Below are 14998 nucleotides of genomic sequence, written 5' to 3'. Positions count from 1 at the left end.
GACCGGGCCGCCGCTCACCGCATGATGCGTATCGTGACAAACACACATATCAGCGGTCGGGGCTGGGCCGTGCTCACCTGGGTCGTCACCCGAGCCGCGTTCTTGTTGTTCGTGTTCGAGGTCGTCCACTTTCCCGGCCAGTACATCGCCCACGATGTCTCGTCCGTCTACCACCGCTGGTACGGGGTGCTGAGCACGGGCAGCTTCCCGCTGCACGACGTGACCTGGCAGTACCCGCCGGGGGCCGCGCTGGTGATCCTCGCACCCGGCCTGCTGCCCTTCCTCAGCTACACCGCCGCCTTCTTCTGGCTGGCCTTCCTCGCGGACGCGGTGATCCTGGCGGTGCTGCTGCGCGACTCGCGGGTCAGGCGCGGCGGCCGGATGGCCGGGGTGTGGGTCTGGGTCGGCGGCGGCGCGCTGCTCGGCCCGATCATCTACGCCCGCTACGACGTGATGGTCACCGCCGTCGCCGTGGCGGGGCTGCTCCTGCTGCCGCGCCGCCCGAAGGCGGGCGGGGTGCTGGCCGGGGTGGGCGCCATGCTCAAGGTGTGGCCGCTGCTGCTGCTCATCGGGACGCCCCGCGGCCGTACCACCCGGCGGTCGTGGATCTCGGCGGCGGTGACGATGGCGGTGATCGCGCTCGCCTTCCACCTGGCCATGCCGGGCTCGCTGTCCTTCCTCACCTTCCAGCGCGACCGCGGCACCGAGGTCGAGTCGCTGGGGGCCACCGTCTTCCACATCGCCCGGCACTTCGGCTGGCACGGCACCGCGCGGATGCACTACGGGTCGGTCGAGTTCATCGGCCCGCATGTGCACCTGGTGAGCACCGCGGCGATGGCGCTGTCCCTGCTGGCCTTCGCCTGGCTGCTGCTGTGGCGGGTACGGGCCCGCTCGTACTCGGTCGCCACGCCCTTCGACGCGGCCTTCACCGCGGTGCTGGTCTTCACCACCACCAGCCGGGTGATCAGCCCGCAGTACATGGTGTGGCTGGTCGGCATCGGCGCGGTCTGCATGACGCTGCGGGAGTCGGTGGTACGGCGGCCGGTCGCGCTGATGCTGGGCGCGACGCTCTTCACCACGCTGGAGTTCCCGATCTTCTTCGAGGACATCGCCCACAGCGACAAGCTGGGCGTGGCGCTGATCGTCACCCGTAACGGCCTGCTCGTCCTGGCGTCGCTGAGCGCCTGCCGTCGGCTGTGGGCGGCCACCGTGCCGCGCCGCGCGGCGCGCGGCGCGGTCGAGGGGGAGCCCGCCGACGCCCCGGCCGCGGTGCTCACCCGAGCCGAGCGGGTCGGGGTGCACGACAAGGGCTAGAACGTGTCCTGCGGGGCGGCCGGGCGCCAGGCGCGGGCGGCGGCAATGCGTTCGGCGGGGGTGGGGTGGGTGCCGAACATCAGGTGCAGGGCGCGCGGCGGGTCGGGGTCGCCGATGTTCGCGACCGTCAGGCGGCGCTGCATCGCGATGAACTCGGCCGGGTCCGCGGTCAGTTCGAGGGCGTGCCGGTCGGCGCGCCGCTCGACCCCGCGGCTCACCGCGCAGCCCAGCGGCCCGGCGACGGCGCCGCCGACAGTGGCGACGGCCGCCAGCAGCCAGGCGGAACGCGGGTCCGCGAAGTCGTCGGCGCCCGCGAGGTCGAGCAGGGGCCGCCAGGTCACCACGGCGGCCAGGACGCACACGCCGACGGCCGCGCCCAGCGCGCCGAGCGCGGTGCCGCGCGGCACGTCCCGGTGCACGACGTGGCCGAGTTCATGGGCGACCACCAGCTCCACCTCGCGCGGCTGCGCCGTGGTCAGCAGGGTGTCGTAGACGACGATGCGGCGGGTGCGGCCGAAGCCGGACACGTACGCGTTGAGCGCGGTCGTACGGCGCGAGGCGTCGGCGACCAGCACATCCTCGACGGTGACGCCGTCGCGGGCGGCGAGCGCCAGCAGGGCGTCCCTGAGGGGGCCCGGCTCCATCGGCGTGAAGCGGTTGAACAGCGGCTCGAAGATCATGGGCGCCGCCCAGGACATCAGGACGGTCAGCGCGGCGGCGCCGAGCGCGGCCCACGCCCACCAGTGGCCGGTCGCCCCGGCGAGGGCGTAGACGGCGAAGAGCGCGCCGAAGGTCAGCGGCAGCGAGATCAGCAGGCCGCGCAGCACGTCCGCCCACCACCCGCCCCAGCCCTGCGTCACCAGGCCGAACCGGCGGCGGACCACGCGCCCGCGCGCCGCGAAGGGCAGCCCCAGCACCTCGGGCAGGAGCACCAGCGACACCGCCGCGCCCGCCACCCGGCCGCCCCACGTCCCGCCGCCGAACGCCGCGACCAGCCCCGCTCCCCCGGCCGTCAGCCCCAGCCCCAGCATCAGCCCCAGCGCTGCCACCCGCCCGCCGAGCGCGACCGGCCACACCCCCCGCCGCAAAGCCCGCGCCCGCCCGACCTCCTCCGCACTGAAGTCCCCCACCCCCGCGGCCGAAGACCCGGCATCCGCCGAGGGCGAAGATCCTGCTGGCGGCGGCGAGGTGTGCGGGGGGCGTCCTGGGGCGGCGTTCGACGGAGGCGGGGGCCGGTGGGCCGGGGGTTCCGCGGCGGGGTCACGGGTCATGGCAGCTCCTGGTGGAGGTAGGCGCGCCAGCGGGCGGTGAAGGCGGGGAGGGTGGTGCCGAGAGTGGTGCGCAGGTGGGAGTCGACGGTGCCGCCGGAGGCGACGGCGCGGTAGAAGGCGACGAGCGCGTCCGGGGACCACTGGTCGGCGATCAGGCGGCAGGCGAGCCAACCGCCCTCGTAGGCGCGGGAGAGGGTGTCGGCGTCGGCGGAGTGGAAGTCGGCGTCGGCGGGCAGCGCGGCGGGGACGCGGCCCGCGGCGACGGCGGCGGCCAGTTCCGGGGCGAGCTCGCGGGCGGTACGGCCCGCCGTACGGTAGGCGGTCCAGTCGGCGGCGCCCTCGGAGAGCCACAGCGGGGTGCGGGCGGTGGTCCACGCGCGGGTGGCGACATGCGTGGTCTCGTGGGTGAGCACGGTCTGCCGGCCGAAGGCGGAGAGCCCGCTGAACGCCTCGGGGTTGATGATCACCCGGTCGGAGCCGACCCGCGCGCTGCCGCCGCCCTCCCCCGTGGTGACGGCGGCGATGTTGCGGTAATCGGCCGGGTCCGCGGCGGCCAGCGCGGCCATCTGGTCCAGCGTGCGCGGCACCTCGACCACCACCTTGCCCGACCGCCCGGCGCCGCCCCAGGTCCGCCGGACCTCCGGCACCGCCCGGTCCACGTCCTCGGCGTAGCCGCGCAGCCCGGCGGCGTCGCCGAGCCCGAGCACCAGGCTGTCCGTGCCCCGCACCACCGTCACCCGGCCCTGGTCCCACAGCTGTACGGCGCCGCGGTGCCCGGACGCGGCGCCGTCGTCGTCCCCGGCCACGTACCAGCTCCCGCCCCGCCGGGACAGCGTCAGGTAGTCGGTCGCGGCGACCGGCGCCGCGTCGAATCCGCTGAGCCGGTACCGCAGTTGGACCTCGGCCGCGGCCCGTACCGTGCCGTCGGCGGCCGGCGGCAGGCCGAACGCGCCGGTCCGCACCAGCCGGTAGGACCAGTCGGCCAGCGGCACGTCCGCGATGTCGGTGAACATCGCCTTCTGCCGGTCGAGGAAGCGCGTCGCCCGCGGGTCGATCCCGGCGAGGAAGGCCGCCCGGTCGTGGTGCAGCACCGCGGAGGCCCGCCGGTCGAGCGCCTGCCGGATCCCGGCGTCGGTGGCGTCCGCCGTGGGCCGCCCGCCCGAGGCGGTCCCGCCGCACCCGGCGACGAGCGCCGCCAGCAGCGCCAGGGACAGGCCGAGCGCCGCCGCCCGGACACGGGAAGCGGTCGGCGTACGTCGGAGGGGCGCCACGGCCATGGGCCCGATCGTACGGCCCCGAGGACGCCCCCCACGGCCGGGGCGCCGCGCCCTTACGGCCGGGTCACGGCCGTGATCGGCATCATGCCGACCGGGTCGTAGCGGACCCTGGCACCGGGGTAGGGGGCGTGGATGACCTGGCCGCCGCCGACGTACATCCCGACATGGCTGGCGTCGCCGCGGTAGATCACCAGATCGCCGGGCCGCGCCTGGTCCAGCGGCACCCGCTGCCCGGCGTTCATCTGCTCCTGCGAGGTGCGCGGCAGCGCGACCCCGGCCCGTGCGTACGAGTACTGCATCAGGCCCGAGCAGTCGAAGGAGTTGGGCCCGGTGGCGCCCCAGACGTAAGGGGCGCCGACCATCTGGCGGGCGGCGGCCACGGCCATCGCGCCGCGCCCCGAGGCGGCGGGCAGATTCGGGATGGTCGGCAGGTCGGCGGTCGTACGGTCGCGGGAGGCGCGCCCGGCGTCCATACCGGGCCGGTATCCGGCGCGCTGGGCGGCGGGCATCGCGTTGAGCAGCCGCTGGGCCTCGGCGAGCGCCCGCTGCACCGACCGCTTGCGGTCCTGGAGCACCGCCCCGGCCTTGTCCAGTTCGGCGAGCTTGCCCGCCGCCTGGGAGCGCTGCTGGAGCAACAGCCGCTCGGCCTCCTGGAGTTGGCGCAACCGCCCGGCCTGCTGGGCGCTGAGCCGGTCCAAGGTGGTGGCCCGGTCCAGGTACTGGTCGGGGTCCGAGGACATCATCAGGGCGAGCGAGGGGTCGATGCCGCCGCTGCGGTACTGCTCGGAGGCGAGCGAACCCAACTCCTGCCGCATGTCGTTGACCCGCTGCTGCCCCTCGGCGGCCCGGTCCTGGAGGGTGGTCAGGTCGGCGCGGAGCCGCTTGGCGTGCTCCTGCGCCGCGTTGTACTTCTCGGTGGCCTGCTCGGCCTGCTGGTAGAGCCGGTCGAGCCGGGACGCCGTGTCGGGTGCGCCCCCGCCGGGATCGGCCGAGGCGACCTGCGCCGCACCGCCGGACAGCGCCGCGGTGGCCGCGGCGGCCGCGGACAGCACGGTGACCCGGGTGGTGCGGGCGGCGAAGCCCGGCTGTGGGGAGCGTCGATGGGAAGCCACGGGAGCTGACAGTAGTCAGCGCGACGCGGAGAGTTCAAAGAAGGCGCGGCCCCCGCATCGCCGCGCCGCGCCTCCCGCCCAGGTCACGCACCCGCACCGGGCGGCACCGGGCACTTGTTCATCACCCGAACGCCGTAGGAGTCCGAACGCCGTATGAACGCACCGGGGTCCGCGGGAGACTCCCGCGGACCCGTGAAATCGGTGAGGAACGACGCCGGAAGGCGTCAGATGCGGACGCCGAACTGGAACGGCATGTTGCCGATCGACTCGTAGCGCACCGAGGCGCCCGGCTTCGGCGCGTGCAGCACCATGCCGTTGCCCGCGTAGAGGCCGACGTGGTGGTAGTCGCCGTAGAAGATGACGAGGTCGCCGACGGCGAGCTGGGAGGTGGAGTAGATCCGGGTTCCGGCGTTCGCCTGGGCCTGCGAGGTGCGCGGTATCGTCACGCCGGCCTGGTGGTACGCCCACGAGGTGAGGCCGGAGCAGTCGAAGGAGCTGGGGCCCGAGGCGCCGTACACGTACGGCAGGCCGACCCTGGACTGCGCGGCGGAGAAGGCGGCGGCGGCGCGCTGCGAGGCGGGCTTCGCGTCGCCGAGGTCCACGCGGGTGGTGGAGCGGTTGGCGCGGGCGTCGGCGGCGGCGATGGACGCGCGCTGCGCGGCCGTCAGCGAGTTGAGGATCTGCTGGGCCTGGGCCAGCTTGTCCTTCGCCTCGGCCTTGCGCTTGGCCAGCTCGGTGCGGGTGGTCTGGAGCTCGGTCAGCTTGGCGGTCGCCTCGGCGCGCTGCTGGTCCAGGGTCCGCTTGGCGTCCTGGAGTTGGTGCAGCGAGTCGGTCTGGATCGACGTGAGCTGGTTGAGCGTGGTCGCCTGGTCCAGGTAGTTGTCCGGGTTGGACGACAGGAAGAGCTGGAGCGACGGGTCGATGCCACCGCTGCGGTACTGGGAGGCGGCGATGGCGCCGAGGCCGTCCCTGAGCTGGTTCAGGTGCTGCTGCTGCCTGGCCACCTGGTCCTGGAGAGTGCCCGCCTCCTTCTGGAGGGTGTGCAGCTTCTCGTTGGCCCCGTCGTACTTCTCTGAGGCCTGCTCAGCCTGCTCGTACAGCGCGTCCACCTTCGCCTTGGCGTCCTTGACGGTCGGCTTGGCGGGGGCGGCCTGGGCCGCCTGGGAGGTGAGGGCCACCGCGGCTGCGGCGGTGGCGGTCAGCACGGTCACGCGCGTGCGGCTTGCCGGCTTGGGACGACGGTGGGACGCCACGAAGGCGAGCTCCTTCTTCCTTCAGCCGCCTACCGGTTGACTGGCGGGCGGCCCCCGGCGCGCCATCCGGATTGGATGATCGACTGCGCGGAGGTTCGACGCCCGACCTTAGTGACCTATCTGTGATCGGTTCAAATCCTTGTTGGCAAAATCTCGACCGGTTCGCACATTCTTTACGACCTTCGTACGCGCAGTGAGGGTGGATCAACGCTCCGTCGACGATGGCGCGTTCGCGAACCGAATACTCGAACGAATAGTGATCTGTTCGGTGGTTCGGTGGTTCGGTGGTTCGGTGCTGCGGCGGTGCGGCGGTGCGGCGACCGGGAGCCGGGGGGCCGGAGGCGCGGGCGGCGCGGGCGGCAGGCGCGGTTCAGACGCGTGCGAGACGTTTCAGCAGCAGGACGGAGGCGACCGGGCGGGCGCCCGCCTTGGCCACGCCGTCGGCGACTTCGCGGTCCGCGGAGACCACCACGATCTGCCGGCCGGGCGGTTCCGCCCGCACCAGCCGCCGGATCAACTCGTCAGCGGTCTCACCGGCCTTGCTGAACAGCACCCGCACCCCGCGCGGCGGCGCCAGCAGCACCGGCATGTCCAGGTCGGCGCCGTCGAAGACACAGGTGACCTCGGCGCCGCTCTGCGCGGCCAGCGCCGCGAGCCCGCCGAGCAGCCGCAGCCGCTGTTTCTCCAACGGCATCGACGGATAGCCGGTCTTGGTGACGTTGTAGCCGTCGACGACGAGGTGCGCCTGCGGCAGCGCGAGCAACTGGTCGAGCAGCGCCGGGTCGGTCTCGGACAGCGCGCGGGTGGCGATGTCGCGCGGGCTGAAGGCCCCGGGCGCGACCGCGTCCACCGTGTCGGCGGGGCGTACGCCCAGGGTGTCGCGCGGCGGCAGCGCCAGTTCACGGCGGAGCCCCGAGGCCGCGTCGAGGACGGTGTCCAGCAGCAGGCGCAGCCGTACGTCCTCGATGCTGCGGCCCTCACGGGCGGCGCGGCGGCCCGACTCGACCGCCGCCTCGGCCTCGGCGAGCCGGGTGCGCAGCCGCCGTGCCTCGCTCTCCGCGGCGGCCTTGTCCTGGGCGGCGGCGGCCCGCGCCTCGTCCAGTTCCGCCTGGATCTTGCGCTGGGCGGCCTCGGCCCGCTTGACGTCGCTGAGGGCGCTGCGCAGCTTGCGGTGCACCGAGTCGCCCTCCTTGCGGACGGCGTCCAGTTCGGCGCGGGCCCGTACGGCGTCCGAGCGCAGCTGCGTGTGCAGGCCCTGGACCTCCTCGCGGAGCTTGGCCAGTTCGCGCAGCGTCTCCTCGTCGGCCCGCTCGGCGTGCGCCCGTTGGGCCTCCTCGCCCGCGGTGGTGACAAGCTTGGCCCAGCCCGCGGGGCGCAGCAGATAGGCCGCGGCGGCCACGTCGAGCGGGTCCGCGGCGGGCGGCGGGGTGCCGGCGTCCAGCGCCCCGGTCAGCTCCGGCTGCGCCTCGCGCAGTTTGCCCGCGACCTTGTGCCGGAAGGCCGGGTCGCCCTCCAGCGCGGTGGCCAACGCGGTAGCCGCGTATTTCACACGTCTGGACGGGGTGAAACGGGCGTACGGCCGCAGCGAGACCGGCAGTTCGGCGAAGGTGAACCCGCCGAAGGCGTCGGCGGCGATGGCGACGACGCGGTGGCGTACGCCTTCGGGCAGCGGCCGGTCGAGCGCGGGTTCATGAGCGGCGTCGTCATGAGCGGCGTCGTCATCGGCAGTGACACCGGGGTCGGCGGGGTCACCGGGAGCGTCGGCGCCGGGGGCAGCGTTGCCATCGGGAGCGCTGCCGGAGACGCTGCCGGTAGAGCCGTCGGGAGTGCCGCCGCCGTCACGGCCGGGCGGTGCTTCGGCGCCCGGTTCGTCGTCGGCCCGCGGTGTGTCGGGGTCCTGCGCCGCGGCGCCGGACGCGTCGGCGCCCGGCCCGTCGGCGGCATCCGTCTCGGACCCCCTCGCCTCGGCCCGCGGAAAGCCGCCGATACCGTCCACCAGTCACTCCCGTCCGGTTACACGGCGCCTCCCCGGCCCCCTTCGATCCCTCCGGCCGCCGCCTCTTGCATCCATTGTCCCCGTAAGGAGGCTCAGTCCCGCGCCGAACCGGTCTCCGCGTCCGCGCCGGAGTCCGTTTCCCCGGCCGTTCCCTCGGACGTTCCCGCGGCCACGGCCGCGCCCGGCCGGTCGACCAGCTCGATCTGGTCCGCGGCGTTGCACCAGCGGCACCGCACGGACTCGACCGTCTCGGTCAGCACGTCGGTCTCCTCGATCCGCGGCTCGCCGCCGAGGTCGAGATGGACGTACTCCACGACCCGCGTGGAGCGGGTCACGTCGAACCGGGTCAGATTGCCGCACTGCGTGCAGCGCCACCGGGTGGTGGCGGTGGGCATGGGCACCGGCATCGGTCCTGCACCTCTTCCTCGGTCGGGCGTATCAGTGCTGACGGGCGTACGTCGGGGTCACCTTACGGCCTCCGACCCGCGACGCGCTGCGGCGAGGCGGCCTATGTCCGTTACGACCGCTGCGTCATCATCGGTCCATGGTCATCCCGGTGTACGACAAGAACCCGGTCCGCCGCACGCCGGTCGTGACGTATGCGCTGATCGCCCTGTGCACCGTGGTCTTCCTCCTCGGACCGCTGTCCGGCTTCAACCCCTCCTACGGCACGGGCGACAAGCTCCAGTGCGCGCAGGCCGTCTACTTCGCGCACTGGGGTGTCATCCCCAGCGAGCTGTTCCACGGCCGGCTCCCGATGGACCGGCTCGACCTGCCCGCGGGCTGCGCGGCCCCGCACGCGTACGCGAAGTCGCCGCTGCTGTCGGTGCTCACGGCGATGTTCCTGCACGGGAGCTGGCTGCACCTGATCGGCAACATGCTCTTCCTCTACGTCTTCGGCGACAACGTCGAGAACCGGATGGGCCGGGTGCGCTTCGCGCTCTTCTACCTGGTCGCGGGCTATCTGGCGACGTACGGCTTCGCGCTCGCCAACCCCGAGTCGACGCAGAGCCTGGTCGGCGCGTCCGGGGCGATCTCCGGGGCGCTGGGCGCGTATCTCTATCTGTATCCCAAGGCCCGGGTGACGAGCCTGTTCCCCTTCCTCTTCTTCATCCCGCTGCGCTTCCCCGCGTGGATGGTGCTCGGCTTCTGGTTCGTCCTCCAGTGGCTCGCCGCCCAGACCGGCAACAACGGTCCGGGAGTGGCGTATCTCGCCCATGTCGTCGGCTTCGCCTTCGGGTTCCTGTGCGCCTGGGTGTGCTACCGGCCGCGTCGTAAGCTGAGCGTCGTAGTCGGGTCGACCCAAGGAGACATCCAGCCGTGATCACCGCGATCGTGCTCATCAAGACTTCCGTCGACCGGATTCCGGAGATCGCCGAGGCCATCGCCGCGCTGGACAACGTCAGCGAGGTCTACTCCGTGACCGGCACATACGACCTCGTCGCGCTGGTCCGCGTCGCCCGCCACGACGACCTGGCCGACATCATTCCGGGCCGGATCTCCAAGATCCCCGGCGTCGAGGCCACCGACACCCATGTCGCCTTCCGTACGTACTCGCAGCACGACCTGGAGGCCGCGTTCGCGATCGGCCTTGACGCCTGAGGCTGATTCCCTCTACGGATTCCGCCTACGGGTTCGTCCTACGGATTCGTCCTGTGCTCCCGGTACGCGGTCACGCGCGGGCCGCGTCCAGCAGCGGGCCCAACTCCCGTGCGGCGGTGGTGAGGGCGCGGACGTCGCGCTCCGCCCTGGCGATCAGGATCGCGCCCTCCAGGGTGCTGATCATGAGGGTCGCCAGCGGTACGGACCGGTCCTCGGGAACGCCCATGCCGGTCAGCGCCGCGGCCACCGGCGCGGTCCAGGCAGCGAAGGCGGCGGCGGTCGCCTTCCGGGTGGACTCGGTGGTCCGCGCGCAGTCCACCGAGGCGGCGGCGACCGGGCATCCGGCGTCGAAGCCGTCGGCCGCGTACTCGTCCGTCCACTGGCCGACCATCGCGGCGAACAGCCCGCCGGGGGTCGGCTCGGGCAGCGCGGCCAGGAAGCGGGCGACGCGCTTGGCGGCGTAGTTCCCCGCCCAGACGACCGCCTCGTTGACGAGCTGTTCCTTGCCGTCGGGGAAGTAGTGCTGGAGCGAGCCGCGCGGGGCGCCCGCGTGGGCGGCGACCTCGCGCATGCCGGTCGCGCCGACGCCCTCGCGCCGGATGAGCTGGGCCGCGCTGAAGACCATCCGCTCGCGCGGTCCGCGTTCTGACCCGGCCATCGTCGACACCTCCACGGAGCTACTGCGTTCCGACCCCTGCCGCCCGGGTCGTCCGGGCCACCTTATAGACGGCGGTCAGACCGTCCGGGGTGTACGACGCGCGGACCGGTTCCAGGCGGCGGCCGAGCGCGGCGAGCAGGCCCCGCCTGCCGTGCGGGACGTTCACCGTCACGTGCTCGACACCCCTGGCCCGCGCGCGGGCGAGCAGCAGGCCGACCATGGCGGTGCCGACACCCCGGCGCTGCCAGGCGTCCACCACCAGCACGCCCAGCTCGCCGCCGGTTCCCGGCCCGGCGGTGTCGTCCGCCGCGAAGCCCGCGATTCCCACCAGGCGGTCCCGGCCGCCGCGGTACGCGACCACGGCGTCGTGCGCCGCGGGCGGTCCTGCCAGCAGACGGTCCAGGTGGGCGCGGGGGAATTCGCGCGCGCCGCCGAGGAAGCGCAGCCGGACCGTCTCCGGGGAGCAGGCCGCGAAGAGGGCGGCCACCGCGTCCGCGTCGGCGGGCCTGAGCAGGTCGATCCCGTCGGCGGGAGCGGCCGTCCGCCGCTCCGCACCCTCTATGACCACTGTCATAACGACCAGTATTATGACGGCTGTCATAAACGGCAAGAGAGGCGGCGGTGCGTCGTGGACATCGGTTTCCTGGGGCTCGGGGTCATGGGCCGGCCCATGGCGCTCAATCTCCTCCGCGCCGGGACCCCGCTGGTGGTGTGGAACCGGAGCGCGCCCGCCGCCGAGGCCCTGCGGGCGGCGGGCGCCGAAACCGCCGACAGCCCCGCCGACCTCTTCCGCCGCGCCGGGACCGTCTTCGTGATGCTCGCCGACGGCGCCGCCATCGACTCCTGCCTCGGCCGCGGCACCCCCGCCTTCGCGGCGAACGTCGCGGGGCACACCCTCGTGCACATGGGCACGACCTCGCCCGAGTACTCGCTCGGCCTCGAAGCCGAGGTCCGCGCGGCGGGCGGCCACTACGTCGAGGCCCCGGTCTCCGGCTCCCGCGCCCCGGCCGAGGCGGGCCGCCTGGTGGCGATGCTCGCGGGCGAGGACGCCGTCGTCTCAGCGGTACGGCCGCTGCTGGCGCCCATGTGCCACGAGACCTTCGTCTGCGGGCCGGTGCCCGGCGCCCTGCTCATGAAGCTGTCGGTCAACCTCTTCCTGATCACCGTGGTCACCGGGCTCACCGAGGCGTTCCACTTCGCCGAGCGGCACGGCGTCGACGCCCGTCAGTTCCTCGCCGTGCTCGACGCGGGACCGATGGCCAGCGGCGTCTCCCGTATGAAGTCCCCCAAGCTGCTCGCCCGCGACTTCACCGTCCAGGCCGCCGCCGCCGACGTCCTCATGAACAACCGCCTCATCGCGGAGGCCGCCCGCGCCTCCGCCACCGCCACTCCCCTGCTCGACACCTGCCTCGCCCTGTTCACCGAGACCGCCGCCACCGACCCGGCCGCGGACATGATCGCCGTCCTGAAGGCCATCGAGTCCCGCACCGAGGGTGCCGTTCGTGTTCGGCCGGAGAGGCGCTAGCCGCGGTCGGGCACGCAGCGGCCGTCCTCCGTGCGGTAGTTCCACTGGGCGCCGTCGCGCACGAGGGTGCGGACGGCGTGGACGAAGCGGTCGATGTGCTCCTCGGGGGTGCCCGCGCCGAAGCTCACGCGGATGGCGTTGAGGACGCGCTCGCCGGGCGCGGCCTCGGGAGCGCCGCACTCGCCCGGGTCGTCGCCCTCGGCGCCGAGGAGTGTACGCACCAGCGGGTGGGCGCAGAAGAGACCGTCGCGGACACCGATCCCGTACTCGGCGGAGAGCGCGGCGGCGAAGTGCGAGCTGTTCCAGCCCTGGACGACGAAGGAGAGCACGCCGACCCGGGGCGCGTCCTCGCCGAACAGGGAGAGCACCCGCACCTCGGGCACGGAGGCGAGCCCTTCCCGCAGCCGGGCGAGCAACCGCTGCTCACGGGTGACGAGTTGGTCGAACCCGGCCTCGGTCAGCGCCTTGCAGGCCGCGGCGATGGCGTAGACGCCGATGACGTTCGGCGACCCGGCCTCGTGCCGCGCCGCGGTGGTGTGCCACTCGACGTCGACTCCGCCGTCCGCGCGCCGCGCGACCTTGCGGCTGGCGCCGCCGCCCGCGAGGTACGGCTCGGCCTCGCGCAGCCAGTCGGCGCGGCCCGCGAGGACACCGGAGCCGAAGGGCGCGTACAGCTTGTGGCCGGAGAAGGCGACCCAGTCGACGTCGAGCGCGGCGATGTCCACCGGGTGGTGCGGGGCCAGTTGGGCGGCGTCCAGGACGATACGGGCGCCGTGCCGGTGCGCGGCGGCGGCCAGCTCCCGTACCGGCCACAGCTCACCGGTGACGTTGGAGGCGCCGGTGACGCAGACCAGCTTGGGCCCCTTGGGGGCGCCGTGCAGGGCCACGTCGAGCGCGGCGACGGCCTGCTCGGGCGTACGCGGCGCGCCCAGGACGGTGACCCGCGCGTCGTCCCGCGTCTGCCACGGCAGCAGCGAGGCGTGGTGCTCGGTCTCGAAGACGAAGACGTGGGTGCCCGCCGGGATGACGGCGGCGAGCAGATTGAGCGAGTCGGTCGTCGAACGGGTGAAGATCACCTGGTCCTCGGCCCGACAGCCGAGGAATTCCGCGACCGTGACCCGGCTCTGCTCGAACAGGTCGGTGGAGAGCTGCGAGAGGTAGCCGGCGCCGCGGTGCACGCTGCCGTAGTAGGGGGCGTAGGCGGCCACGTCGTCCCACACCCGCTGGAGCGCGGGGGCGCTGGCGGCGTAGTCGAGCGCGGCGTACGTCACTTCGCCGCCCGTCACGAGCGGCACGAGGACGTCCCGGCCCAGAACGGGCAGCGGGGTACAAATCTCACGGTCGGTGGCAGCGATGGACACAGTCATGGCGATCTCCCGGATTACGGCAGGCGAAATCACCGCACATCTGAAGCCGAAAAGGAATGGCTCGCGGTACAGAAGCGCGGGATGGAAACGTCGAACGAAAGGCGGAACGGCGGAACCGGGCCGACAGGCCCTATCGCATTCGCTTGCTCATGAAAGAACTCCCCAAGTCCGGCTTGCCATGAGCCTCGCTGCTCACGGCCTGGTCATCACCCGGGGCACCCCGCCTCGGACGGAGGGTTGCCGGACAGCGAGCCGGGGCCTTGACGCTGTCACTCGTGACCTGGACAGCATTCTGCCACAAGGCGCCGAACGCACAAGACGCCGTCCAGAAATTGGACAGCGTCGTGTGCTCGGTCCCCGGGGGACCTATCCGAATTCCGCCACAGTGGCGATTACGCGTTGCTCGCCGCCGCCCACCGCTCCAGCGTCGCCGCCGCCGCGCCCGAGTCGATCGACTCGGCCGCCGTCACCAGACCGGCCGCGATCTGCTCCTCCAACGGCCCGCTGCCGGGCCGCAGGGCCACCAGCGCCGCCGCCGAGTTGAGCAGCACGGCGTCCCGTACGGGCCCGGTCTCGCCCGCGAGCAGCCGCCGGGCGACGTCCGCGTTGTGGGCCGCGTCGGCGCCGCGCAGCGCCTCCACGGGCACCAGGGGCAGGCCGACGTCCCGCGGGTCGAAGGCGGTCTGCTCCACCTTGCCGTCGCGCACCACCCACACCTGGGAGGTGGCGGTGGTGGTCAGCTCGTCCAGGCCGTCGTCACCGCGGAACACCAGTGCGGACGAGCCGCGTTCGGCCAGCACCCCGGCCATGATCGGCGCCATCCGCGGGTCCGCGACCCCGGTGGCCTGCGCCCGCACCCGGGCCGGATTGGTCAGCGGGCCGAGGAAGTTGAAGACGGTCGCCACCCCCAACTGGCTCCGGGCGGTGCCCGCGTGGCGCAGCGCGGGGTGGAATTTGATCGCGAAGCAGAAGGTGATGCCCGCCTCCTCCGCGACCTCCACGACCCGCTGCGGCGTCAGTTGCAGATTGACGCCGAGCTCTCCCAGGACGTCGGAGGCGCCGCTGGCCGAGGACGCGGCGCGGTTGCCGTGCTTGACGACCTTCGCCCCGGTGCCCGCGACCACGATCGCCGACATGGTGGAGATGTTGACGGTCTTCGCCCGGTCGCCGCCGGTGCCGACGATGTCCACGGTCGCGCCGGGCACCTCGATGGTGTTCGCGTGCGCGTACATCGACCGCACCATGCCGGAGACCTCTTCGACGGTCTCCCCCTTCGCCCGCAGCGCGACGACGAATCCGGCGATCTGCACGTCGCTCGCCTCGCCGCGCATGATCGCGTCCATCGCCCACGCGGTGTCGTCCCCACCCAGATTCCGCCCTGCCAGCAGCGTGGTCAGCACGTCCGGCCAGGACCGCGTCGCCGGACTCTCGCCGCCTGCCGGGGTCACAACGCTCATGGTCCACGCTCCTGGTGGTGGGATGGGGAACTGCGCGCTCAGCCTATCCGCGCCGCGGGGCCCGACGGCTCCCTGCCCGCACTACGGACGGCGGACGCCGAAGGGCCGGGCCCGGGACTCCCCTGAGGGGGATTCCCGGGCCCGGCCCGTGGGTGGCTCAGCTCAG

Annotated in this window: 14 protein-coding genes and 1 riboswitch; of the genes, 4 read left to right on the top strand and 10 right to left on the bottom strand. The window is 73.4% G+C overall.

Translation table 11 applies throughout. The features are described from left to right. Positions 1-24: 24 nt before the first annotated feature. Positions 25-1314 carry a glycosyltransferase 87 family protein gene (locus ACFZAM_RS08025; RefSeq protein ID WP_391043902.1) on the top strand — a complete coding sequence of 430 codons (1290 nt, stop codon included), beginning with the start codon at positions 25-27 and terminating at the stop codon, positions 1312-1314. On the opposite strand, the gene ACFZAM_RS08020 is transcribed toward ACFZAM_RS08025, so the two are convergent. The 6 genes from ACFZAM_RS08020 to ACFZAM_RS07995 form a co-directional block, all read right to left on the bottom strand. Then, a complete protein-coding gene (locus tag ACFZAM_RS08020) occupies positions 1311-2444 on the bottom strand; it encodes a M48 family metalloprotease (protein WP_391043899.1) in 1134 nt (377 codons plus the stop codon). The two genes, ACFZAM_RS08025 and ACFZAM_RS08020, sit on opposite strands and share 4 nt — an antisense overlap. A 137-nt stretch (positions 2445-2581) precedes the next feature. Continuing rightward, a complete protein-coding gene (locus ACFZAM_RS08015; RefSeq protein WP_391043897.1) occupies positions 2582-3862 on the bottom strand; it encodes a hypothetical protein in 1281 nt (426 codons plus the stop codon). 53 nt (positions 3863-3915) lie between these two features. Then, positions 3916-4974 carry an NlpC/P60 family protein gene (locus ACFZAM_RS08010; RefSeq protein WP_391043894.1) on the bottom strand — a complete coding sequence of 353 codons (1059 nt, stop codon included), beginning with the start codon at positions 4972-4974 and terminating at the stop codon, positions 3916-3918. 224 nt (positions 4975-5198) lie between these two features. Continuing rightward, the gene (locus tag ACFZAM_RS08005; protein WP_391043892.1) at positions 5199-6227 is read right to left on the bottom strand and encodes an NlpC/P60 family protein; all 1029 of its coding nucleotides are present in this window, start codon (positions 6225-6227) and stop codon (positions 5199-5201) included. Between the two features lie 370 nt (positions 6228-6597). Further along, entirely contained in the window at positions 6598-7896 is a 1299-nt protein-coding gene (locus ACFZAM_RS08000; RefSeq protein ID WP_391044265.1) for an NYN domain-containing protein, read from the bottom strand. Positions 7897-8315: 419 nt separating this feature from the next. Then, a complete protein-coding gene (locus tag ACFZAM_RS07995; protein WP_391043890.1) occupies positions 8316-8630 on the bottom strand; it encodes a hypothetical protein in 315 nt (104 codons plus the stop codon). A 137-nt stretch (positions 8631-8767) separates the two neighbouring features. Between ACFZAM_RS07995 and ACFZAM_RS07990 the strand changes: the two genes are divergently transcribed. Both ACFZAM_RS07990 and ACFZAM_RS07985 read left to right on the top strand, forming a co-directional pair. Further along, entirely contained in the window at positions 8768-9547 is a 780-nt protein-coding gene (locus tag ACFZAM_RS07990; RefSeq protein WP_355334249.1) for a rhomboid family intramembrane serine protease, read from the top strand. Then, the gene (locus ACFZAM_RS07985; protein WP_188281460.1) at positions 9544-9825 is read left to right on the top strand and encodes an Lrp/AsnC ligand binding domain-containing protein; all 282 of its coding nucleotides are present in this window, start codon (positions 9544-9546) and stop codon (positions 9823-9825) included. Before ACFZAM_RS07990 ends, ACFZAM_RS07985 begins: the two co-directional genes overlap by 4 nt. A 70-nt stretch (positions 9826-9895) precedes the next feature. On the opposite strand, the gene ACFZAM_RS07980 is transcribed toward ACFZAM_RS07985, so the two are convergent. Further along, positions 9896-10483 (bottom strand): helix-turn-helix domain-containing protein, encoded by a 588-nt coding sequence (locus tag ACFZAM_RS07980; protein ID WP_355334252.1) that lies wholly within the window; start codon positions 10481-10483, stop codon positions 9896-9898. A 19-nt stretch (positions 10484-10502) separates the two neighbouring features. Continuing rightward, a complete protein-coding gene (locus tag ACFZAM_RS07975) occupies positions 10503-11057 on the bottom strand; it encodes a GNAT family N-acetyltransferase (protein ID WP_355334254.1) in 555 nt (184 codons plus the stop codon). Positions 11058-11111: 54 nt separating this feature from the next. Between ACFZAM_RS07975 and ACFZAM_RS07970 the strand changes: the two genes are divergently transcribed. Then, the gene (locus ACFZAM_RS07970; RefSeq protein WP_391043885.1) at positions 11112-12008 is read left to right on the top strand and encodes an NAD(P)-binding domain-containing protein; all 897 of its coding nucleotides are present in this window, start codon (positions 11112-11114) and stop codon (positions 12006-12008) included. Here the strand turns inward: ACFZAM_RS07970 and ACFZAM_RS07965 are convergent. Both ACFZAM_RS07965 and trpD read right to left on the bottom strand, forming a co-directional pair. Continuing rightward, entirely contained in the window at positions 12005-13375 is a 1371-nt protein-coding gene (locus ACFZAM_RS07965) for an aminotransferase class V-fold PLP-dependent enzyme (RefSeq protein ID WP_391043883.1), read from the bottom strand. The genes ACFZAM_RS07970 and ACFZAM_RS07965 overlap by 4 nt on opposite strands. A gap of 164 nt (positions 13376-13539) precedes the next feature. Then, a riboswitch (SAM riboswitch) is annotated at positions 13540-13656 on the bottom strand. Positions 13657-13767: 111 nt separating this feature from the next. Then, positions 13768-14832: an anthranilate phosphoribosyltransferase gene (trpD, locus tag ACFZAM_RS07960; protein WP_355334260.1), complete on the bottom strand. Its 1065-nt coding sequence runs from the start codon at positions 14830-14832 to the stop codon at positions 13768-13770. Between the last annotated feature and the right edge of the window lie 166 nt (positions 14833-14998).

Origin of the sequence: Streptomyces sp. NPDC008079 (genome assembly GCF_042957385.1) — a bacterium.
In the GTDB taxonomy this organism is placed as follows: domain Bacteria; phylum Actinomycetota; class Actinomycetes; order Streptomycetales; family Streptomycetaceae; genus Actinacidiphila.
Note: the sequence above shows the minus strand (reverse complement) of the source record. Positions and strands in the feature narration are given on the sequence as shown.